The 23,583-nt window shown below is 29.9% G+C and carries 20 protein-coding genes; 7 read left to right on the forward strand and 13 right to left on the reverse strand.

What is annotated here, in order from left to right; translation table 11 throughout:
• From ACOQN8_RS15505 to ACOQN8_RS15520, 4 genes are read right to left on the reverse strand one after another with little or no spacing between them, the layout of a single operon-like run.
• Nucleotides 1-2,418, reverse strand: coding sequence for an ABC transporter permease (locus tag ACOQN8_RS15505; RefSeq protein WP_420553363.1), 2,418 nt, complete (start codon nucleotides 2,416-2,418; stop codon nucleotides 1-3).
• Between the two features lie 10 nt (nucleotides 2,419-2,428).
• A complete protein-coding gene (locus ACOQN8_RS15510; protein ID WP_420553364.1) occupies nucleotides 2,429-3,130 on the reverse strand; it encodes an ABC transporter ATP-binding protein in 702 nt (233 codons plus the stop codon).
• 11 nt (nucleotides 3,131-3,141) lie between these two features.
• Complete coding sequence (locus ACOQN8_RS15515) at nucleotides 3,142-3,534, reverse strand: hypothetical protein (protein ID WP_420553365.1); 393 nt, start codon at nucleotides 3,532-3,534, stop codon at nucleotides 3,142-3,144.
• 4 nt (nucleotides 3,535-3,538) lie between these two features.
• Complete coding sequence (locus ACOQN8_RS15520) at nucleotides 3,539-4,786, reverse strand: efflux RND transporter periplasmic adaptor subunit (protein WP_420553366.1); 1,248 nt, start codon at nucleotides 4,784-4,786, stop codon at nucleotides 3,539-3,541.
• A 167-nt stretch (nucleotides 4,787-4,953) separates the two neighbouring features.
• Here ACOQN8_RS15520 and ACOQN8_RS15525 point away from each other — a divergent pair, with 167 nt between their 5' ends.
• The 3 genes from ACOQN8_RS15525 (at nucleotide 4,954) to ACOQN8_RS15535 (ending at nucleotide 8,486) form a co-directional block, all read left to right on the forward strand.
• A complete protein-coding gene (locus ACOQN8_RS15525; protein ID WP_420553367.1) occupies nucleotides 4,954-6,324 on the forward strand; it encodes a sigma-54-dependent transcriptional regulator in 1,371 nt (456 codons plus the stop codon).
• 2 nt (nucleotides 6,325-6,326) lie between these two features.
• Entirely contained in the window at nucleotides 6,327-7,649 is a 1,323-nt protein-coding gene (locus tag ACOQN8_RS15530; RefSeq protein ID WP_420553368.1) for a sensor histidine kinase, read from the forward strand.
• A 432-nt stretch (nucleotides 7,650-8,081) separates the two neighbouring features.
• Nucleotides 8,082-8,486, forward strand: a complete 405-nt coding sequence (locus ACOQN8_RS15535) for a helix-turn-helix domain-containing protein (RefSeq protein ID WP_420553369.1) — start codon at nucleotides 8,082-8,084, stop codon at nucleotides 8,484-8,486.
• A gap of 227 nt (nucleotides 8,487-8,713) precedes the next feature.
• Here ACOQN8_RS15535 and fabG read toward each other — a convergent pair whose 3' ends face one another.
• The 9 genes from fabG to ACOQN8_RS15580 all read right to left on the reverse strand — a co-directional run bounded on the left by fabG (nucleotide 8,714) and on the right by ACOQN8_RS15580 (nucleotide 19,666).
• Nucleotides 8,714-9,460 (reverse strand): 3-oxoacyl-[acyl-carrier-protein] reductase, encoded by a 747-nt coding sequence (gene fabG, locus ACOQN8_RS15540; RefSeq protein ID WP_150898578.1) that lies wholly within the window; start codon nucleotides 9,458-9,460, stop codon nucleotides 8,714-8,716.
• Between the two features lie 92 nt (nucleotides 9,461-9,552).
• Complete coding sequence (locus ACOQN8_RS15545) at nucleotides 9,553-12,525, reverse strand: M16 family metallopeptidase (protein ID WP_420553370.1); 2,973 nt, start codon at nucleotides 12,523-12,525, stop codon at nucleotides 9,553-9,555.
• Between the two features lie 102 nt (nucleotides 12,526-12,627).
• Entirely contained in the window at nucleotides 12,628-13,500 is an 873-nt protein-coding gene (sucD, locus tag ACOQN8_RS15550; protein WP_150898576.1) for a succinate--CoA ligase subunit alpha, read from the reverse strand.
• Nucleotides 13,501-13,573: 73 nt separating this feature from the next.
• The gene (locus ACOQN8_RS15555; protein WP_272149300.1) at nucleotides 13,574-14,494 is read right to left on the reverse strand and encodes a UDP-3-O-(3-hydroxymyristoyl)glucosamine N-acyltransferase; all 921 of its coding nucleotides are present in this window, start codon (nucleotides 14,492-14,494) and stop codon (nucleotides 13,574-13,576) included.
• Between the two features lie 34 nt (nucleotides 14,495-14,528).
• Nucleotides 14,529-15,095 (reverse strand): elongation factor P, encoded by a 567-nt coding sequence (gene efp, locus ACOQN8_RS15560; protein WP_272149301.1) that lies wholly within the window; start codon nucleotides 15,093-15,095, stop codon nucleotides 14,529-14,531.
• Between the two features lie 65 nt (nucleotides 15,096-15,160).
• Nucleotides 15,161-15,946 (reverse strand): acyl-ACP--UDP-N-acetylglucosamine O-acyltransferase, encoded by a 786-nt coding sequence (gene lpxA, locus ACOQN8_RS15565; RefSeq protein WP_272149302.1) that lies wholly within the window; start codon nucleotides 15,944-15,946, stop codon nucleotides 15,161-15,163.
• Nucleotide 15,947: 1 nt separating this feature from the next.
• On the reverse strand, nucleotides 15,948-17,339 hold the full coding sequence (locus ACOQN8_RS15570; protein WP_272149303.1) for a bifunctional UDP-3-O-[3-hydroxymyristoyl] N-acetylglucosamine deacetylase/3-hydroxyacyl-ACP dehydratase: 1,392 nt from the start codon (nucleotides 17,337-17,339) through the stop codon (nucleotides 15,948-15,950).
• On the reverse strand, nucleotides 17,332-18,372 hold the full coding sequence (lpxD, locus tag ACOQN8_RS15575) for a UDP-3-O-(3-hydroxymyristoyl)glucosamine N-acyltransferase (protein WP_420553371.1): 1,041 nt from the start codon (nucleotides 18,370-18,372) through the stop codon (nucleotides 17,332-17,334). Before lpxD ends, ACOQN8_RS15570 begins: the two co-directional genes overlap by 8 nt.
• A 61-nt stretch (nucleotides 18,373-18,433) precedes the next feature.
• Nucleotides 18,434-19,666 carry an HD domain-containing protein gene (locus tag ACOQN8_RS15580; RefSeq protein ID WP_420553372.1) on the reverse strand — a complete coding sequence of 411 codons (1,233 nt, stop codon included), beginning with the start codon at nucleotides 19,664-19,666 and terminating at the stop codon, nucleotides 18,434-18,436.
• A gap of 149 nt (nucleotides 19,667-19,815) precedes the next feature.
• On the opposite strand from ACOQN8_RS15580, the gene porX reads away from it, so the two are divergent.
• From porX to ACOQN8_RS15600, 4 genes are read left to right on the forward strand one after another with little or no spacing between them, the layout of a single operon-like run.
• Entirely contained in the window at nucleotides 19,816-21,363 is a 1,548-nt protein-coding gene (porX, locus tag ACOQN8_RS15585; RefSeq protein ID WP_150898569.1) for a T9SS response regulator signal transducer PorX, read from the forward strand.
• Nucleotides 21,363-21,926, forward strand: coding sequence for a DUF1287 domain-containing protein (locus ACOQN8_RS15590; protein WP_420553373.1), 564 nt, complete (start codon nucleotides 21,363-21,365; stop codon nucleotides 21,924-21,926). Before porX ends, ACOQN8_RS15590 begins: the two co-directional genes overlap by 1 nt.
• Nucleotides 21,927-21,965: 39 nt before the next feature.
• The gene (tsaE, locus tag ACOQN8_RS15595; RefSeq protein WP_420553374.1) at nucleotides 21,966-22,370 is read left to right on the forward strand and encodes a tRNA (adenosine(37)-N6)-threonylcarbamoyltransferase complex ATPase subunit type 1 TsaE; all 405 of its coding nucleotides are present in this window, start codon (nucleotides 21,966-21,968) and stop codon (nucleotides 22,368-22,370) included.
• A 13-nt stretch (nucleotides 22,371-22,383) separates the two neighbouring features.
• The gene (locus ACOQN8_RS15600) at nucleotides 22,384-23,580 is read left to right on the forward strand and encodes an alanine dehydrogenase (protein ID WP_150898566.1); all 1,197 of its coding nucleotides are present in this window, start codon (nucleotides 22,384-22,386) and stop codon (nucleotides 23,578-23,580) included.
• Nucleotides 23,581-23,583: the final 3 nt, after the last annotated feature.

Raw genomic sequence — 23,583 nt, forward strand, 5'->3', positions numbered from 1 at the left:
CTATTCGAATTTTAGGTATTTAATTAAATCTACTTTTGTTGCTTTAAAAGCTTTTAATCCTACTACTAAAAACACTAAAATCATCAATATTATTGGTGTTATTAAGTATGGTAATAAAGGCATATCTATACGATAGACAAAATTTTCTAGCCAACTTTGCATAAAATAATATGCTACTGGAATTAATATTATTGAAGCTATTAATACTATTCTCACAAAGTTTTTAATCAATTGATACATAATTTCCTGCACACTCGCACCTAATGTTTTACGTATCGCAACTTCTTTTAACCTTTGTTGAATACTTAATGTTGCTAAAGCAAACAATCCTAAAAGTGATATCACTATTACAATTACAGTAAGTACAGTAAAAATTGTTTTTTGGTTTTGGTATTTTCGATATGTACGAGCAAAACGTTTATTTAAAAACTGATAACTAAAAGGATATCCTTGTTCTACATTTTGCTTCCAATAATCTTCAATATCTGCAATGGTTTTTTCTATATCATTAGACTTAATTTTAAACTGAACAACCCAAAAATTTTGTTTCATCCAATCAAAAGAATTCCAATGCATCATTATAATTGGTGGTATTTTGGCATCCATTCCATAGATATGATAATCTTTAACCATTCCTATAACATTTAAGTTTTTACCATCATTATCTTCAGAACTAAAACCTGTACTAATTTTCTTTCCTAGTGGATTATCGTAAATTCCAAATGCTTTGGCTAATGTTTCATTTATCAATACATTTTTAATAGTATCTGATGCCAAGTTAGCTTGTAACCCTCTACCTTTAATTACTTTCATATCTACCATATCCATGTATTCAAAATCCATTGCATTACTATTGGTTTGAACAGATAAATCTTTATATCCTACATTAGTTGAGTTGGAATTACCTCCACCAGGTAAGAAATAATTACTAGTTACAACTTCAATATTTGGATGTTTGATTAATTCTTTTTTAGCCAACAGATACTTTTTATATCTGTTTTCTGGATCGTTTAGAGAAACCGTAATTACTTGATTTCCATTATATCCTAAATCTTTATTCATCATATAATTTACTTGCTTATAAATTATTAATGAGCCAATTAAAAAGAATCCTGAGATTAAAAACTGAAATCCTAACATTATACTTCTAGCAAGTCTTCCTCTTTTACTTCGTGAAATATTTCCTTTAAGGACTTCTACCGATTTGAAATTAGCTAAATAAACTGCTGGTATATTTCCAATAATGAATGATATTACAACAGCTATTATAGCTACTTGATATATAGCAGTTCCATCTGCAATTGAAATACTTTTTCGCATAAAGTCATTAAAATATGGTAACAACAGTTCTACTAATATGACTGCTAGTACAAAGGCTATTATTCCTTGAAGAACTATTTCTAAAACAAACTGACGTGTTAAAGTCAACTTTGATAATCCTAATGTTTTTTTAACTCCAACTTCTTTAGCCCTTTGAGTTGCTGATGCTGTAGATAAATTAATAAAGTTTACACATGAAATGATAATCAATAAAATTGATAAGGTTAACATGATAAGTATTAACTGATAGTTTCCTTTTCCTTCTGGACCAGCATCTGTACCTAAAGACTTTAAACGAATATCTGTTAAAGATTCTAATAATACTTTTGTTCCGTATTTTTCTTCCCACTCTTGTGTTGAAATTCCATCTCTTTTTGCCTCTGGTTCTACTTGGCTTGTAAACCAAATATTATCCATTTTTTCAATTAAACTATTACTCTCAGCATTTTGAGTAGTTTTAATAAATAATCCAAAAGAAAAATTACCCCAATGCCCTTTCGGCTCTTTCTCGTATTGTACTACTATTTGTGGCATGTAGTAATGTTTCCCTGTAATTTTATAAACTAAAGCTACTTTGTATACTCTTTTGTTTATTTCTACTGTTTCTCCCAAAGCCAAAGACACATTTCCAAAAAGTGCTTTTGCTTTTTCCTCTGAAAGCGCCATATGATTTCTTACTTTCTCAAAATCTTCCACACTTCCTTTTACCACTTCAAAAGGAAAGAATTCAAAAAAGTTCGGTTGCCCCATTAAGATGTCTCTAGAATAAACTTTTTTCCCTGCTGCTATTAGTAAACTACTTTCATACCAATCATTAGACATGTATACAGAAGTAATTTCTGGAATTTCTTCTTTATATTTAGCTCCTTCTACAGCAGTACTACTCGTCCAAATATCACCATCAGACATTTTGTGTACTACTCTGTAAATAGATTCTTTATTAGGGTTTTTACTATTATAACCTTTTTCATCTTGAAAATAAAGTAGTACTATAAGTAAACCTGCTAATCCTAAAGTTAATCCTAAAACATTAATCAAAATGTTCAGCCAGTTTTTCTTACTGTTTCTATAAAATATTTTAAACCACGTTTGTATCATAGTAACTTTTTTATTGAATCAAAATGTCTACTTTGTGTTCATTTTTCTTTTCTGAAACAATTTCCCCATCTTTTAATGTAACTATTCTTGATGAAAATTGAGCGTCGTATGAAGAGTGCGTTACCATGATAATGGTAGCTCCACTTGCATGTAATTCTGTTAATAATTCCATGACTTCATTTCCGTTTTTACTATCTAAATTTCCTGTAGGTTCATCGGCAAGAATCAATTTTGGCTTCGTAACTAATGCTCTAGCTACCGCTACTCTTTGCTGCTGACCTCCAGATAATTGCAATGGATAATGTTTACCTCTATGTGCTATTCCAATACGCTCTAATATTTCATTTACTCTTTGCTTACGTTCTGATGATTTTACATTATTATAGATTAATGGTAATTCAACATTTTCATAAACTGTAAGCTCATCTATTAAATTAAAATTTTGAAAAACGAAACCTATATTAGCTTTACGTAAACTTGCTCTTTCTTTTTCTGTATAGTTTGCAACTTCAGTTTCATCAAACAAATAACTTCCTCCATCAGGTGCATCTAACAAACCAATTATATTTAATAAAGTTGATTTTCCACAACCAGAAGCTCCCATTATAGAAACAAATTCTCCTTCTTTTACTTCTAAACTTAATGCGTTTAATGCTGTAGTTTCAACATCTTCAGTTCTATATACTTTAGTTAATTCTTTTATTGCTATCATTTTGTTATTTTTTATTTCCATTTTAAATCAAATTTTCCAGAAGCATCATATCCTTTTACTCCTATTTTATAAATTCCTTTTTCTGTTATTGGAACATTTACTTCTTTAGTTCCATTTTTTATTTGTTTTGTTGAATTCCATAGTTTTTCCCCTTTAGTATCAATCAGTGAGAATTCTATAGCTCCCTTTTCTAAATTGGTATTCCAGATTAACTTTAATTCACCATCCTTTTCTATTGCTATGTCTTGATATACACTACCTGAGAAATAGCTGAATGATGCATCGAGTTCTTCTTTTTCTTTTTGAATACTCCAATCTCTAGCGCTTATGTTATTATAAGATATTTTTGGTGCGCAAGAAACCATAAATATCAGTATTAAAAATATGCTTAATCTAAGCATCATTTTATTATTCTTGAATATTTATTTCTTCTACATTTTTAAAATCGTCGTAATTAGAAGTAATTACCTTATCACCTTCTTTTAAACCTTCTAATACTTCATAATAAAAAGGATTCTCTCTTCCTATTTTTACATTTCGCTTAACAGCTTTGTTGTCTGAGTTTAATACAAAAACCCATTTTCCATTTGTTGAGTGATAGAACTGTCCTTTAGGTATTAACAAAGCTTTACTATTATTTGATAAAAAGACCTTACTTTTTAAAGACATTCCTCTTTTTACGTCCTTAGGTAATGAGTCTTTTTGAAATTGTAACTCTATTTGAAACTGTCCGTTAACTACTTCTGGTTGTATTTTTGAAAGTTTGATTTCATAATTTTTAGCATTGATAGCAACATTCCCTTTAATACCTTCATTCAATTTTGCAATGTAGTATTCATCTACTTTTGCCATTAACTTATAACCATCTAACACATCTACTTTTCCAATTGGTTGTCCTTGATTATAATTTTCTCCTAAAATTGGATTAAAAGAAGATAGCAATCCATCAACAGGAGCTTTAACTGTAAAGTTTTCTTTGTTCTTTCTAAGTAATTCCAAACTCTTTTGCATATTGGTTATCGAAGTATTTATCCTCAATAGTTGAGTATCTCTACTCTTTTTTTCCTCGCTAACACTTTGTTTTATAACGTTTTTTCTTTCTTTCTGAAACTGAAATTGTTGTGCTGTTTTTTGATAATCATTCTGTGCGACTACTCCTTTGTCAAAAAGTTTTTTATCTAAGTCGTATTGTCTTTTAGCGTTTTTAAAATCGTTATCAATACTTAACAATTGTTGATCTAGTGTTAACTGCTGATTCTTAATACTAACTCTAATATTTCTTAAATTATTTATTTGTTCAATAATTGCTGTTTCTTGAGTTAAGTAATTTAATTCTGCATTTGGATTGTATACTCTAAGTAAAGGAGTTCCTTTTTTTATCATTTGTCCACTTTCAACAAAAATTTCTGATACTGAACCTCCTTGAATTACATTTACTAAAACCGATGTTTTTGGTTCTACAGTACTATTAAATAAAACAACATCTTCAAAATCTCCACTCTTTACCTCACGTATACTCATATCCATACGCTTCAAATTTATTTGGCTTTTACGTGTAAGGTTCATTAGAATTATTGCTAGTAATAACACTATTGGAACACCCCATAAAATCATTTTTTTCTTCTTTTTATTTTTTGGTTTAATCTTCTTATCCATTATAAATTGCTTTGTTTGACCTAGTTAAGACGATAAATGTGCCACAAAAAGAATAAATATGTAAAATATTAAAAATCAGTGAGTTATGTTTTTAAAACAAAAATTAAGTGTTCAAAAACGAACATTTATTTGTCCAAATTCAAACAACTATGTAATTATGTAATATTATGAGAAAAAAAGATGCAACTATTTTAATTGTAGATGACGACGATGATATTCTATTTTCGGCTAGAATAAGCTTGAAAAAATATTTTTCAGAAATTATCACTACAAACAACCCTAAGAAAATTAGTAATCATTTAACCAATGCTACTATTGATGTTGTATTACTTGATATGAACTATAGGATTGGTTTTGAGGATGGTAAAGAAGGACTGTATTGGTTAAAACAAATAAAAGAGATTAGTCCTGAAACTACGGTTATTCTAATGACGGCTTTCGGATCGGTCAATTTAGCTGTTGATGCTATAAAACAAGGTGCTACCGATTTTATTTTAAAGCCTTGGAAAACAGAAAAGCTGTATGGTGTTGTAAATGCTGGTGTTGAATTAGCTCGTTCTCTAAGAAAAACTTCTCAACTTTCTACAGTTCAAGAACAACAGGATAAAGATTTCCATAAACAAACAGAACATATTATTGGAAATTCTCCAGCGATGAAATCAGCAATGAAGTTAATGCAAAAGGTAGCTCCAACCGATGCTAATATTTTAATATTAGGTGAAAACGGTACAGGTAAATACGTGTTTGCTAAGGAAATTCATTTATTATCTGAAAGAAAGAATCATCCTTTTATTCATGTTGATTTAGGTTCTTTAAACGAAAATTTATTTGAAAGCGAGTTATTTGGTTATGCAAAAGGTGCTTTTACAGGAGCTCAAAAAGATACTTTAGGACGTTTTGAATTGGCCAAGGGAGGAACAATTTTTTTAGATGAAATAGGCAACCTCCCACTCCACTTACAAGCTAAACTATTAACTGTTATTCAGAACAGAAAAATTACACGATTAGGTGAAGGTACACAACGTGATATTGATGTAAGAATCATCTGTGCTACTAATGCTCCAATTCATGACATGGTTGAAGAACAAAGTTTTAGACAAGATTTATTGTTTAGAATTAATACCATAGAACTAAATCTACCTTCATTACGAGAAAGAAAAGATGATATTTTATTATTAGCTAATCACTTTTTGAAAAAGCTTTCTAAAAAATATAGAAAAAGTATAATTGAATTTTCAAAGGAAGCTATCAATGCTATGAAAAATTATCAGTGGCCTGGTAATATTAGAGAAATAGAACATATTATTGAACGTGCCGTGATTATTACCGATTCTAATACTATTCAATTAGAAGATTTACATTTTTCTACAAAGAAATTGAATGTATCTTTAGGTGATAATCTTAATTTAGAAGAAACTGAAAAAATGCTAATTCAACAAGCTATGAATAAACATCAAGGTAATATTTCTAAAGCTTCAAAAGATTTAGGTTTAACAAGAGCAGCTCTTTACAGACGCTTAGAAAAATTTGGACTTTAATTTTGGGAAAATCACAACTTACACAGATAATACTACGAATTCTATTTCTGACAATTAATGGAATCATTATTTTTTATACTTATACTAAAGGTTTAATAGCCAATAGTGTTGGTTTTTCGTTAATATTTGTTTTTCAAATATTTCTGTTTATCGATTTTTTAAAAAAATTGTTTGCTGATATAGAAAAATCTATTGATTGCTTATTAAACAACGACTATTCTAATACTATTTCTAAAGAAAAAAGAGAAACCCCTTTATTTAATAAAACAGCTCTATTACTAGAGAAACATAGAAAGTTAAGTTTACAGACAACTTCAGAAACATTAATTTTTAGTAATATAATAGAAAGCTTAACTATTGGTGTTCTTATATTAAGAAAAGATCCTGAAGATACTATTGATGTATTTCAAATAAACAAAGCCTTTATTGATTTTTTAAAAATTCCTAAGTTTTATAATTGGAATTTGTTAAAAAATAGAATTGGAAATTTGTCAGAATTTATTTCTGAATGGAAGCACTTAAAGCATACGATCTCTTTAAAAGTAAATAATAAGGAAGAAGATTTCTTTTTTAAAAGTTCAGTTACACAAACAAATGAAGATCAGTATTTAGTTATAACTCTGGAAACCATCCAACAATTAATTAATAAAAAAGAAAAAGAAGCTTGGTATAAATTAATGAATGTAATGTCTCATGAAATTATCAATACCATAACACCTATAAGTAGTTTAGCTGAAAATTTAGAAGATTTAATTCAAGATGAAGTAGATGAGGAAACATTAGAAGAATTATCAACTGGTTTAAAAATTATAAAAAAACGTTCTAAACATTTAACTTCCTTTGTAGACACTTATAGAAAGCTAGCAGAACTTCCATTACCAAATAAGCAAAAACTAAATTTAGTTTCGCTTGTGGATAATACGTTAAACTTATTTAACAAAGAATTTCAGTCGAAAAACATCAAATTAGATAAGTTTACAAATGTAAACAATGAAATTTATGCAGATAAAGAGCAAATAGAGCAAGTAATTATAAACTTAATATCGAATGCGTTGCATGCTTTAGAAGGTATAGATAACCCAGTAATAACAATAGAAATAGACGTTAATAAGGCTAATAAGCCCTATTTAAGGGTTAAAGATAACGGTATAGGCATTTCAGAAGAGATTAAGGATAATATATTCGTTCCTTACTTCACTACACGAAAAGATGGCTCTGGTATTGGACTAACATTAAGTAAGAGTATAATAGAAGCTCATAATAGTATTATACAGTTTAAATCTAAGCCAGGCAACACAGTTTTTACTGTTACATTTATAAACTAACTTCTTTTTTACAATTGTAAACCATCAATTATCACTTTTTGATTAGATCAATCACACTATTTTTATGAGTTTTTAAGTCTTTTAATAGATTCTATACTATCATATTAGGTATTATATGTATCTCATACACTTATCTTTAATAAAATTACATATGTAAAGCTTATGAATACCTTAAATAACCGTGTTTTTAAGTATGTTACAAGTGTATACTAGTATTTTATTAATTAAATATTTGATTTTTAGCGCTATATAACTTTTTTTTATGCAAAACACCTAACTAACTGTTTATTAGATTATTAAATACTATTAAATAAAGTGTTTTTTAGGGTTAAAACACCCTTTTTATAAGAAATATTTAAATATATTTGGTTACAAAAGTAAATCTATATATATTTACAAACGTAAACAATAATTATACGTTCACAATTGTAAATGATAGAGAGATTAAAAAGCATATTAGACTATTACAATTTAACAGCTTCAAGTTTTGCTGATAGAATTGATGTACCAAGATCGAGTATTTCTCACCTGCTCTCTGGAAGAAATAAACCAAGCTTGGATTTTATTATAAAAGTTGAAAAGGCTTTTGAAGAAGTAGAATTAGATTGGTTAGTATATGGTAAAGGTAATTTTCCGAATACTATAAAAGAAAATTTTACAAATGTTGAAGAAACTACCACTTCTCCATCATTATTTTCAAATCCCTCTCCTGACGATATTTCAAAAAAAAACGAAAATATTTCCATACAGGAGCAACAGAGAATACTAGATAAAAAAATTAAAAACATTGTTGTGCTATATGAAGATGGCACTTTTGAGGACTATAAAAAAAGATAGTGTAAAAATATTTTCCCTGCCCCTTAATTAGACAATCACCCCTCTAAGAAAAACCCCTCTTTTCTTAGACCCCTACTAAGAAAATATTTATCTTCTTGATTCCCTCAAGAAACCCCTTATCATCTTGGCCCCCTCCAAGATACCCTTTAAGTTAAAAAGCCTGTATCAAAAAAATGATACAGGCTTTTTTTATTTAATTGAACTAGCTTTTTTAAAAGCTAATATTCCTATGTTAACATTCCTCCGTCTACAGATAAAGTTTGTCCAGTTACATAAGCACTCATATCAGAAGCTAAGAATACACATGCGTTTGCAATATCTTTTGGAGTACCTCCTCTTTTTAAAGGGATTTCATTTCTCCAACCTTCTACAACTTTCTCATCTAATTTAGCTGTCATTTCTGTTTCAATAAAACCAGGAGCAACTACGTTACTTCTAATATTACGAGATCCTAATTCTAAAGCTACAGATTTTGAAAATCCTAAAATTCCTGCTTTTGAAGCAGCATAATTTGCTTGACCTGCATTTCCTTTTAACCCAACAACAGAACTCATATTAATAATAGAACCTGCTCTTTGTTTCATCATTGGACGAATAACAGCTTTGGTTAAATTGAATACAGATTTTAAATTTACTTGAATTACTTTATCAAAATCATCTTCAGAAATACGCATTAATAAATTATCTTTAGTAATACCTGCGTTATTTACTAATACATCAATAGATCCGAATTCTTCTAAAACATTTTTTGCCAACTCTTGAGCCGCATCAAATTCAGCTGCATTTGATTGATATCCTTTTGATTTTACTCCTAATTCTGCCAATTCTTTTTCTAATGCAACTGCTGCATCAACAGATGAACTATAAGTAAATGCAACATTACATCCCTGATTTGCAAACTCTAAAGCAATCCCTCTACCAATTCCTCTGGTAGCTCCTGTAATAATTGCTGTTTTATTTTCTAAAAGTCTCATTTATTAGTTGTTTTAATAGGTCAAATATAAAAATAAAATCCTGCTAAAAAATAATCTTTAGCAGGATTTTAAGTAGATAAATTTTTATTTTACTAAGACTTTATCTTTTTTTCATTTACATAATTAAATAAGTAATCAACATCTAACTCTTGAATCTTACCTAATTTTTGTAATGACTTAACATCTAAGTCTTTTTTATTTCCAATTACCATTACGTTATATGACTCTCCTTTAACGTTTTTATCGAAAAATGCTTTTAAATCTTCGATAGTCATATTCTTAATAGTATTGTACATCTCTTCTCTGTTGTCATTATCAATTCCTAAATTCTTTAATCTTTCATAAGACCAGAAAATATTAGATTTTGTAATTCTTTGAGCTGCTAATTTCTTTAATGTAGCATTTTTAGCTGCATTAAATTGCTTTTCTGCTTCAGGCATGTTGTTCATTAAATCCATCATAGCATCTACTGCTTGTGATAATTTATTTGCCTGAGTACCAACATATGCCAATACATAGTTAGGATCATCTTTCTTTCTTGCATTACTATATGAAGCAAATGCTGAATAAGCTAAAGACTTACTTTCTCTAATTTCTTGGAATACAATTGATGATAATCCGCTTCCGAAATATGTATTAAATAAAGTTGAAGCTGCTAAATTTTCTGGCTTGAAAGGCTCTCCTTTTGCTAAGAAAATCATTTCTGTTTGAACCATATCGTAGTTTGTATAGAATACATTACCACCAGTTTTTAATTCTTCATACTTTTTAGCTTCTGGATAATCTTTTAATTCTCCATAAATTTTGTGGGAATTGTTTAAAGCTGTTACAGCTGCATCTACATCTTTACCATAGTAAAAAATACGCTGCTTGTAATTTTTCATTCCTTTAACAATGTTCACTAAATCTTCTGGGTTAATAGCTTTTAACTCATCAATTTGCATGATATCTCTTAAACGAGAGTTTTCACCATATTTACCATAGCTATATAATCCACTCCAAAGAATGTTTCCTTTTTGAGTTTTACCATCTAAACGACCTTTATAAATTTTCTCAACATATTTATTATAAGCATCTTGGTCAGCTTTTGCATTATCCCATAAGTGCTCTAATAACTCTAATCCTTTAGGTAAGTTTTCTTTTAATCCTCTTAAACCTACATAAGTTTTATCATCTTGAGCAATTACATAATAATCTACTCCTAACTTATAAAACTCTTTTTTAATTTGTTCAGCAGAATACTTGTCAGTTCCAAGATATTCAAGGTATCCAGCAGCAAGACTTAACTTTTTGTCATTGTCTTTACCCATATCAAAAATGATATTTAAGTCAAATAAATCATTGTTTTCATTTAAAACATATGATACTTTAATATCATTAGCCATTTTTGTTTCCTTAATAGCTGTTTTATAATCAACAAACTTAGGTTGTAATGGTGCTGATTTTTTCTTATTAAACTCTTTTAAGAATTCAGAACTCTTATCTCTGTTTAATTTAACAGGAGTAATTCCTGGGTTTTGAACTTTTACAATGTTCTTATCTTCTCCTTTACGTTTGTATGTTACAACGTAATTATTTTGGTAAAATTTATTAGCAAAGTCTACTAATTCTTTTTTAGAAATTTTCTTTAAATCTTCTAAGAATTTTACTTTATCTGCCCAGTTTTCATGGTGGATAAACGCATTAAAATATGCACTAGCTAACGCTGTATTATTCTCATATTGACGAGTTTGACTTAATTTTAAGTCGTTAACTACAGCTTCAATCATCCATTCTTCAAACTCACCTTTCTTTAATTTTTCGATTTGTTCTAATAATAAATCTTTTACTTCATCTAAAGATTGTCCTGATTTTGGATTTCCTGAGAAAGAATGATATCCATAATCATTTAAGAATGTAGGTGAACAGCTTGCTCTTTGTACAGCTTGCTTTTGGTTTAAGTTTAAATCGATTAAACCTGCATTACCATTTGCCATAATCATATCACAAAGAGTAACAAATTTTTCCTCTTCAGTATTAACTCCTCCTGATCTATAAGCAATAGATACTGATTCTGAAGTTGGTCCAAATACTTCTTTAATAATAGGTTGAGTAATTGGATCCTCTTTTGGTAAAACTGGGTGCTTTAATTCTTTTTTCTCAAACTTTCCGAAAGTTTCGTTTACTTTCTTAATTGTAGCATCAAAATCTAAATCTCCAACTAAAACTACAGCCATGTTATTTGGCACATAATATTTATCAAAATAGTTATGAATATCTACCATTGAAGGATTCTTTAAGTGCTCCCCAGTACCAATAGTAGTTTGTTGTCCGTAAGGGTGCTTTGGAAATAACCCGTCTAACATTGCTGCATAACGTTTTCTAAAATCATTGTCTTGTCCTCTGTTAAACTCCTCAAATACAGCTTCTAATTCTGTATGGAATAAACGTAATACTAACGTACTAAAACGCTCAGCTTCTAAATCTAACCATTTATCTAACTCGTTAGCTGGTATTTTGTTCTTATAAACTGTTTCTTCGAACCAAGTATGAGCATTTGTTCCTGTAGCTCCTAAAGAAGCTGTCATTTTATCATACTCATTTGCGACTGAATAATTAGAAGCTTCTAAAGATACTTTATCTATTTCTTTATAAATAGCTAACTTCTTTTCTGGATCCTCTTCTGCTCTATGCTTTTCGTATAAATCAGAAATTTGTTTCAAATACTCTTTTTCCTTCTCCCAATCAGCAGTACCAATTTTGTGAGTTCCTTTAAAAACCATGTGCTCTAAATAGTGAGCTAAACCTGTTGAGTTTTTTGGATCATAGTTTGAACCTGCTCTTACTGCTATGTAAGTTTGGATTTTTGGTTCATCAGTGTTTTTACTTAAATATACTTTTAAACCATTGTCTAAAGTGTATAATCGTAATCCTGTTGGATCATTAGTTACGGTTTCATATTTAAAACCGTCTTGACTTGTGTGTTGTTCAGTTATTACTTCATTTGCTGTAGAGGCAGTTGTTTTTTTACAACTCACGACAGAAACAAGTAACATGCTAAATAATAGCAATTTAAATGTTTTCATTTGTATTTGTGTTTGATTAAATTAAAAAATCCGTTGAATTTACAAATTCAACGGATTTTAGAGAAATATATTTTACCTTTTTAACAGTTTTTTACAAAAAAACTATGCTAAGGCTTTTGCTACCATTTCACCAATTTTAGCCGGAGACTCTACTACGTGTACTCCATTTTCTGCTAAAATCTTCATTTTTGCTTGTGCAGTATCGTCAGCTCCTCCTACAATTGCTCCAGCGTGTCCCATTGTTCTTCCCGCTGGTGCAGTTTGACCTGCGATAAAACCAATAACTGGTTTACGATTACCATCAGCTTTAATCCAACGAGCCGCTTCTGCTTCTAAGTTTCCTCCGATTTCACCAATCATTACGATTGCTTCAGTTTCGTCGTCATTCATTAATAACTCAACAGCTTCTTTTGTAGTTGTTCCAATGATTGGATCTCCACCAATACCAATTGCTGTAGTAATTCCAAATCCTTGTTTTACAACTTGGTCAGCAGCTTCATACGTTAAAGTACCTGATTTAGAAACGATTCCTACTTTTCCTTTTTTGAAGATAAATCCTGGCATAATTCCAACCTTAGCTTCATCTGGTGTAATTACACCTGGACAGTTAGGTCCTACTAAAGTACAATCTAAGTTATCAATGTAAGCTTTTACCTTAACCATATCAGCTGTAGGAATTCCTTCAGTAATACAAATAATTACTTTGATTCCTGCTTCAGCAGATTCCATAATTGCATCAGCAGCAAATGCTGGTGGTACAAAAATAATAGAAGTATCAGCTCCTGCTTTTTCAACAGCTTCAGCAACTGTGTTAAAAACTGGCTTACCTAAATGTTCTTGACCTCCTTTACCTGGTGTAACACCTCCTACGATGTTAGTTCCATAGTCAATCATTTGACCTGCGTGAAAAGTTCCTTCACTACCAGTAAATCCTTGTACAATAATTTTCGAATCTTTATTTACTAAAACACTCATTGGTTTGTTTTTTATTTATTTTTAAGTCAGACAAAAATAGTTTATTAATTGTTTTTTCACAATTAAATTTACGTTACTTTTTATTTGGTTTTGTTGCGTTTTTTAAATAGATAACTTCACGCAATGTTTGACGGTATTCTCTTTGCGGTGTTCCATAATAAGTTCCTTTCTTTAAAGACTTTGAAACTCCTGTTTGCGCCATTAATACTGTTCCTTTTTCTATAGTTAAACCACTAACTATTCCTACTTGCCCCCAGATAGTTACTTCATCTTCTATTACCGTACAACCTGCAATACCTGTTTGAGCTGCGATTAAACATTTTTCACCTATAACAGTGTCATGTCCAATATGTACTTGATTATCAATCTTAGTTCCTTTACCTATAGTTGTATCACCAGTTACTCCTCTATCTATAGTACAAGAAGCTCCTAAATCTACATTATTTTTTATTACAACTCTACCTCCAGAAATTAATTTATCAAATCCTTCTGGTCTATTTTTATAATAAAAAGCATCTCCTCCTAATACAGTATTGGCATGAATTGTTACATTATCTCCAATTACACAATCATTGTTAATTACTACATTGGCATGAATTAAACAATTTTTACCAATAGTAACATTCTCTCCAACAAATACATTAGGTTGAATTATTGTTTCTGCACCTATTACTGCTGAATCTGCAATACTTTTATTAGAAGCTATAAATGGATTGTAGTGCTTAGTAATTTTATTAAAATCACGAAACGGATCATCAGAAATTAATAATGACTTACCTTCTGGGCAATCTACTTTTTTATTAATTAGAATTGTAGTAGCTGCCGAGTTTAAAGCTTTATCATAATACTTTGGGTGATCTACAAAAACAATATCTCCTTTTTCAACTACATGAATTTCATTTATCCCTTTTACAGGAAAATCTTTGTCGCCAACAAATTCTACACTTAATAATGTAGCTATTTGTTCTAAAGTTTGTGCTTGCTTAAATTTCATTTAAAAGAAATTCCCGCATTTGCGGGAATTGTTTTTATTCTTTGATACGTTCTTGGTACGTACCTTTTGTTGTTTCTATTTTAATTTTATCTCCTTCATTAATAAATAAAGGTACATTTACTCGTGCTCCAGTTTCAACAGTTGCTGGCTTTGTAGCGTTTGTTGCTGTATTACCTTTAACACCTGGTTCAGTATGTGTTACTTCTAATATTACACTTGCTGGCATTTCAACAGCTAAAGGCATTTCATCTTCTGAATTAATAATAATAGTTACAATTTCTCCTTCTTTCATTAATTCTGGTGCATCTAAAGCACTTTTTTCTAATGAAATTTGAGAATAATCAACTTGATTCATGAAGTGAAATGTTTCTCCTTCACTATATAAATATTGAAACTTATGTGTTTCAACTCTAACAGCATCTATCTTTCTTCCTGAAGGAAATGTATTTTCAATTACTTTTCCGTTAGTAACACTTTTTAACTTAGTTCTTACAAACGCTGGACCTTTTCCTGGTTTTACATGTAAAAATTCAACAACTTTATATATATCGCTGTTGTATCTCATACATAATCCGTTTTTAATATCTGATGTTGTAGCCATTCTATTTATGTTTGTTTTATAAATTGTTCTAACGACAAAGTCTTTAAACAATCTTATTTTTTATTCTAATTTGTTTTAAAATATCCTTTCATAATTCCTCTATGAGAATCTTTTATGAACTGAACTATTTCATCTCTTTCAGGTGTAGCTTCCATTTCTGCTTCAATAATAGCTATTGCTTGAGTGTTATTGAAATTTTTCTGGAATAATATTCTGAATATATCTTGAATCTCTCTAATTTTTTCAGTCGTAAATCCTCTCCTTCTTAACCCTACTGAATTAATTCCTACATACGACAAAGGCTCTCTTGCTGCTTTTACATATGGAGGCACATCTTTACGTACTAATGACCCTCCAGTTACAAAAGCATGATTTCCAACCGATGCAAATTGATGTACCGCTACCATACCTGCCAAAACAACATTGTCTCCAATATTTACGTGACCTGCTAAAGTAGTATTGTTAGAAAAAATACAGTTATTTCCTACGAAACAATCATGTGCAATATGGCAATAAGCCATAATTAAACAATTATCTCCTACTACTGTTTTCATTCTATCTGTAGTACCTCTGTTTATTGTAACACATTCACGAATAGTTACATTATCACCTATTTCTACTGTAGTTTCCTCATCGTTATACTTTAAATCTTGAGGTATAGCTGATATAACTGCTCCAGGAAAAATTCTACAATTTTTCCCTATACGAGCTCCTTCCATAATTGTTACATTGGAACCAATCCATGTTCCTGAGCCAATTTCTACATTAGCATGAATTGTTGTAAAAGGTTCTATAACTACATTTCTAGCAATTTTTGCTTGGGGATGTACGTATGCTAGTGGTTGATTCATACTATTTTACTTTTGATATTTGCGCCATTAATTCTGCTTCTGCTACTATCTTTCCATTCGCATATGTATATGCTTGCATATGACAAATACCTCTTCTTATTGGAGTAATTAATTCTGCTTTAAAAATTAAGGTATCTCCTGGTAATACTTTTTGTTTGAATTTAACATTATCCATTTTCATGAAATAAGTTAAATAATTTTCTGGATCTGGTACTGTATTTAATACTAATACTCCTCCACACTGAGCCATTGCTTCTACTTGTAAAACTCCCGGCATTACTGGTGCTCCTGGAAAATGTCCAACAAAGAAATCTTCATTCATTGTTACATTTTTCATCCCTACTACATGCTTGTCTGATAATTCTAAAATTCTATCAATTAATAAGAATGGTGGACGGTGTGGTAAAATATCCATAATTTTATGAATATCCATTAATGGCTCTTCATTTAAATTAAATGTTGGCACATTGTTACGTTTTTCCTTCTTAATAATTTTAGCAAGCTTCTTAGCGAATAAAGTATTTACTAAATGTCCTGGTTTATTAGCAATTACTTTACCTCTAATACGAGTACCTACTAAAGCTAAATCACCAATTACATCTAATAATTTATGACGAGCAGCCTCGTTAGCCCAATGTAATTCTAAATTATCTAGAATTCCATTTGATTTGATTTTTATATCGTCTTTTTTAAAGGCCTTCTTTAATTTTTCTGTTGTACTCTCTGATAATTCTTTATCAACATATACAATAGCATTATTTAAATCTCCACCTTTAATCAGATCGTTTTCTAACAACATTTCTATTTCATGTAAGAAACTAAAAGTTCTTGCAGCTGAAATATTTTCTTTGAAATCAGAAATTTTATCTAAAGTAGCATTTTGAGTTCCTAAGATTTTAGTTCCAAAATCTACCATTGTAGTTACCTGATACTCATCTGAAGGCATTAAAATTATTTCGCTTCCAGTAGTTTCATCTTTGTATGATATAACTTCTTTTACAACATACTCTTCTATTTCTGCATCTTGCTCTACAATACCAGCTTCTTCTAATGCTTTAACAAAAAACTTAGAAGAACCATCCATAATTGGTGGCTCTGACGCATTAATTTCGATAATTAAATTATCGATATCCAAACCTACTGCCGCTGCTAAAACATGTTCTGAGGTTTGAATTTGTACTCCATTCTTCTCAAGATTAGTACCTCTTTGAGTATTTGTTACATAATCAGCTTTTGCTTCAATGATTGGTTGTCCTTCTAAGTCAACACGTTTAAAAGCAAATCCATTATTTACTGGTGCTGGTTTAAATACCATTGTAACTTCATTACCTGTATGTAACCCTACACCAGATAATGTAACTTCATTTTGTATTGTTTTTTGTAGTTTACTCATTTTTTATTTTTTGAGCATTGAACTCTTTTTCAATTTTATCTATTGTCGATGCTAGTTTTGGTAACTTTTTAAAATACACATAGGATTTGTTGTAATCTGAATATCCAAAGGCTGGTGTACCTTGTACTACATCTCCATCTTTTAAATTTCTACCTATTCCTGACTGTGCTTGAATTTTCACATTATTTCCTATAGAAATATGTCCTACAATACCTACTTGTCCACCAATCATACAGTTTTCTCCAATCTTTGTTGAACCTGCAATACCTGATTGAGATGCTATTACCGTATTTTTCCCTATTTCTACATTATGTGCTACTTGTATTTGATTATCAAGTTTTACTCCTTTTCTTATTACTGTTGATCCTAATGTAGCTCTATCTATTGTAGAGTTTGATCCTATATCTACATTATCTTCAATAATGACATTTCCTATTTGAGGAATTGCTTTATATTCTCCATTTTCATCAGGTGCAAAACCAAATCCATCAGCTCCAATAACACTTCCAGAATGTATTTTACAATTCTTTCCTATTTGTGTTTCAGAATAAATTTTAACTCCTGCAAAAATAACAGTATTATCTCCTATTACAGAGTTATCTCCTATATACGAGTTTGGAAAAATCTTTACATTTTCGCCTATTACTACATTATTTCCAATATAAGCATAAGCTCCTATATATTCATTTGATCCTATTTTAGCCGAATCTGCTATAAAATGAGGATTTTCTCTTCCTTGTTTATTATTTTTAGCTTCGTTATAAAACTCTAATAACTTCGAAAAAGATTGATATGCATCATCAACTTTTATTAATGTTGTTTCAATCTCTTTTTCTGGTTCAAAACTCTTATTAACTATCGCCACAGAAGCATTAGTTGTATATATAAATGAATTATATTTAGGGTTTGACAAAAAAGTTAAAGACCCTTCTGAGCCTTCTTCTATTTTAGAAAGTTTATCTACTTCTATATTAGGATCCCCTACAATCTCACCTTCTAATATATCAGCTATTTGTTTTGCTTTAAATTTCATTATCTGCAAAAGTAATTATTTTTGTTCAAATACATCTCTTTTGTGCTTTTTATGATTTTAATTAAATCATTTTTTTAGGATAACACAAGTAATGTTTTATAACTGGTTTTGTTAATGCTTTCAAGTTCAATTGGTCTGACGCCTTAGCTATATCTATTAATTCACCTGTTTTTTCATAAATTTTAATAGGCTTATCAGTATTGTAAGCTTGATGCTTAACTTTACTAGAAATTACAAAATAATTTATGTTCTCTTTTGTTACATGTTCATTTTTCAAAACCTTATTAAAAATTTCCTCTTCATATTCTTCTTTAAAAGATTTACCTTGAATTTCAATTTTTAAAAGATTGCGGTGAATAATCATTTTTGCTAAAAAAGATAATACATAATCCTCATGATTAACCCATTCTTTAATAGCTGCCATGACATCATAATCATCCAGCTCTGAGAATATATTTAATGTATCATTAGTAAAATTCTCTTCTGTTATTTTTGTATATAAAAAGTATTTAAAAGCTTTACTAGCTGGTAATTCAACACCTTTCATTGCTAGTTCCTTTGCCCTTTTTAAAACGTTCACCAATGTATTTTCTGCAACCAAACCTGTTTTATGCAAATAAACTTGCCAATACATTAAACGTCTCGCTATGATAAATTTTTCTACAGAATATATTCCTTTTTGCTCTATCACCAATTCATCATTCACAACGTTCATCATCGTTATCAAACGATCTGATGAAATATTCCCTTCAGCTACTCCTGTATAAAAACTATCTCTTTTTAAATAATCTAAACGGTCTATATCTAATTGACTCGATATCAACTGGTATAAAAATTCTCGGTCATATTTTCCTTCAAAAATTTGAATTGCTAAACTTAATTGTCCATCAAACTCTTTATTTAACGCTTTCATAAATTTTAAAGAAATTTCTTCATGCGTTATTCCATTAACAATGCTATGCTCTAAAGCGTGAGAAAAAGCTCCATGACCGATATCGTGTAGTAAAATAGCTATGTACAATGCATTTGCTTCTTCATCAGATATTTTTACTCCTTTTGTTCTAAGGATACGTACAGCTTTTTGCATTAAATGCATACAACCAATTGCATGATGAAAACGAGTGTGATTTGCCCCAGGATACACTAAATTGGATAATCCCATCTGGGTAACTCTTCTTAAACGCTGGAAATATGGATGTTCTATAATGTCAAAGATTAATGAATTGGGTATGGATATAAATCCATAAATCGGGTCATTTATAATCTTTAACTTGTTCGTTTTTTGGTTATTCAAAATATGTAAATACTTCTATTTAAAACAAAAGAATCATAATTTATTAACAAAAGCAAATTAACAAAAGCTTTATTAACGTATTTTTAGCTTTTTGAAATACAACAAAAGATCATTTAAACGTTATTTTTAGTGTAACACACAAAAATTTTATGAGAAACATAGACATACTTTGGGTTGATGATGAAATCGATTTATTAAAACCACATATATTATTTTTAGAAAAGAAGAATTACTCTGTTACTACATCTACCAATGGTGCTGATGCTATAGATTTAGTTGATGAGCAGAATTTTGATATTGTTTTTTTAGACGAAAACATGCCTGGTATTACCGGACTTGAAACTTTATCGGCTATCAAGCAAAAAAATGCTAATCTTCCAGTAGTTATGATTACAAAGAGTGAAGAAGAATATATTATGGAAGAAGCTATTGGTTCTAAAATTGCTGATTATTTGATTAAACCAGTTAATCCAAATCAAATATTATTAAGTTTAAAGAAAAATCTAGATCATTCGCGTTTAGTTTCTGAAAAAACAACTTCTAATTACCAGCAAGAGTTTAGAAAAATCTCTATGGATTTAGCTATGGTAAATTCTTATGAAGAATGGAGTGAATTATACAAAAAACTCGTTCACTGGGAGTTAGAATTAGAAAACATTAATGATACTGGGATGTTGGAGATTTTAGAATCTCAAAAATCTGAAGCTAATTCGCAATTCTTTAAATTCATTAAGAAAAATTATCAAAGTTGGTTAACTAGTGATGATAAGCCTACTTTTTCTCATACTTTATTTAAAGATTATATAGTTCCTAACTTATCAAAAGACCAAGGTGTTTTGTTAGTTGTAATTGACAATTTACGTTACGATCAATACAGAGTTCTTGAACCTTTTATTAATAATTATTTTAAGAAAGAAGAAGAACATTCTTATTACAGTATTTTACCTACTGCTACTCAATATGCTCGTAATGCTATATTTTCTGGACTGATGCCTTCTGAAATGGAAAAAAGACATCCTGAATATTGGAAAAACGATACAGACGAAGGTGGTAAAAACCTATTTGAAGCTAATTTTTTAGATGCTCAAATAAAACGTTTAAGTTTAAATATTAAGCATGAATATTATAAAATTGTTTCCTTAAAAAGTGGTAAAGATTTAGCAGATAATTACAATAGTACCAAACAAAATGATTTAACTGTAGTTGTATATAATTTTGTTGACATGCTGTCACATGCTAAAACTGAAATGGAGGTTATTAAAGAGTTAGCTGGTGACGATAAAGCTTACAGATCTTTAACGGTTAGTTGGTTTAAAAATTCACCATTATATGATATTATTCAAAAAGCTCAAAAACTTGGTCAAAAGCTTATTATTACTACTGATCACGGTACAATTAACTCTAAAAATCCATCAAAGGTAATTGGTGATAAGAATATCAGCTCTAACCTACGTTATAAAACTGGTAAGAGTTTGAGTTATGAAGATAAAGATGTGTTTGCAATTAAAAATCCAAAAGATATTTTTCTACCAAGTGTAGCTATAAATAGTCCTTTTATTTTTGCTAAAGAAGATTTGTTTTTTGCTTATCCTAACAATTACAATCACTTTGTTAAATATTACAAGAACACATACCAACACGGAGGAATTTCTTTAGAGGAAGTAATCATACCTTGTTCAATTTATAATCCGAAATAATGAGGTTATTATTCCTTTTTGTTCTTTTCTCTCAGATTATATTTGCTCAAGAAGATAAATTAAGCTCTGCTGGTTTAGAATTAACAAAACAAAAGGTTGTTTATGACCCTAGCTATTTTTCAATAGATTATCCTAATGGAGATGTACCTGCAGGTAAAGGTGTTTGCACTGATGTTGTGATTAGAGCATATAGAAAACTAGGAATTGACTTACAAAAAGAAGTACATGATGATATGAAAAGTAACTTTTCTTTGTATCCTAAAATTTGGGGTTTAAAATCTACTGATAAAAATATAGACCACAGAAGAGTTCCAAACTTAATGACTTTTTTTAAAAGAAAAGGAACTGTAAAAGTTATATCAAAAAAAGCTGAGGATTACATCCCAGGTGATATAGTTTGCTGGAATCTTCACGGTGGAATTACACACATAGGAATTGTTGTTGATAAAAAGTCAAAAGATAAAAAACGATATATGATTGTTCATAATATCGGTAGTGGTCAAGTACTTGAAGATTGTCTTTTTGATTTTAAAATCATTGGACACTACAGATACAAAAACTAAATTTTCTTAACATTTTTTAGTTCTTTATTTTTGCGCATTATGAATAAAAACTATTCTTTAGACGAATTAACTAAAATAGCCGAAGAAGTTGTACAAAACACTAAAAACAAAGTGCTTTTATTTTACGGCGATATGGGAGTTGGTAAAACAACTTTAATTAAAGAAATATGTAAAGTTTTAGGTGTTGACGATATAGCCCACTCACCTACTTTTTCTCTTGTAAATGAATATCAAACTAAAAACAGCGACATTGTTTATCATTTTGATTTCTATCGTATAGAAGACGAAGAAGAAGCTTATGATATGGGAATTGAGGATTATTTATATAGTAATAACTGGTGTTTAATCGAATGGCCAGAAAACGTTAAAAATTTATTACCTTTAGATGCCGTTGCCATAAAAATTACACTTTTAGAAAACGGTCAACGTAATATTCAACTATAAACTAACTAATTCAATGGGGTACATCTCACCTTTTACAAAAGAACAATTAATGCCACAACCTGAAATGCTTGAAATTAAAAAGCAGAAGGGCGAATTATTCATAGGGCTACCTAAAGAAACACATTTTGAAGAAAAACGTATTAGTTTAACTCCCGATGCTGTATCTGCTTTGGTTGCTCATGGCCATAGAATTGTTGTTGAAACTGGTGCTGGTGAAGGAGCTAATTATAGCGATAAAGAATATTCTGATGCAGGAGCTAAAATATCATACGATATTAAAGAAGTTTTTGGTTGCAATATTGTTCTAAAGGTTGAACCACCATCTTTAGATGAAATAAAAATGTTAAACCCTCAAGCTGTTTTAATTTCAGCATTACAGCTTAAAACTCAAAATAAAAAGTATTTTCAAGCTTTAGCAAAAAAGCGTATTACAGCTATTGCTTTTGATTATATAAAAGATGAACATGGGGTTTACCCTATTGTAAAATCGTTAAGTGAAATAGCAGGTATTGCCTCAATGCATATTGCAGCAGAATTGATGACTACTTCAAACGGTGGTAATGGTTTATTATTAGGAAATATTGGTGGAGTTCCTCCTAGTGAAGTGGTTATATTAGGGGCTGGAACTGTAGGTGAATTTGCCGCACGTTCTGCTATTGGATTAGGTGCACGAGTAAAGGTTTTTGACAATTCAATAACCAAACTCCGCAAGTTACAACACTGCATACAATCACCTATTTATACGTCTACTGTACAACCAAAAACATTAGCTAAGGCTTTAATGCGTTGCGATGTTGCTATTGGAGCCATTAGAGGGAAAGATAGATCTCCTGTGATAGTTACTGAAGGAATGATTGAACAAATGAAAGAAGGAGCTGTTATTGTTGATGTAAGTATCGATCGCGGTGGATGTTTTGAAACATCAAAAGTTACTACACATAGTAAACCTGCTTTTACACAACACGGTGTTATTCATTATTGTGTTCCCAACATTCCATCAAGATACGCCAGAACTGCTTCTGTTTCTATTAGTAATATCTTTACTCCTTACCTATTAGATATTGCGGAAGAAGGTGGTTTTGAAAATGCTGCTCGTTTTGACAATAGTTTAAGAAACGGTATGTATTTCTATCACGGAATTTTAACCAATAAAACAGTAGCCGATTGGTTTGATTTACCTTTTAGCGATATTAATCTATTAATTCTATAATAG

The sequence above is a fragment of the Tenacibaculum aiptasiae genome, from assembly GCF_965221665.1.
GTDB lineage: Bacteria > Bacteroidota > Bacteroidia > Flavobacteriales > Flavobacteriaceae > Polaribacter > Polaribacter aiptasiae.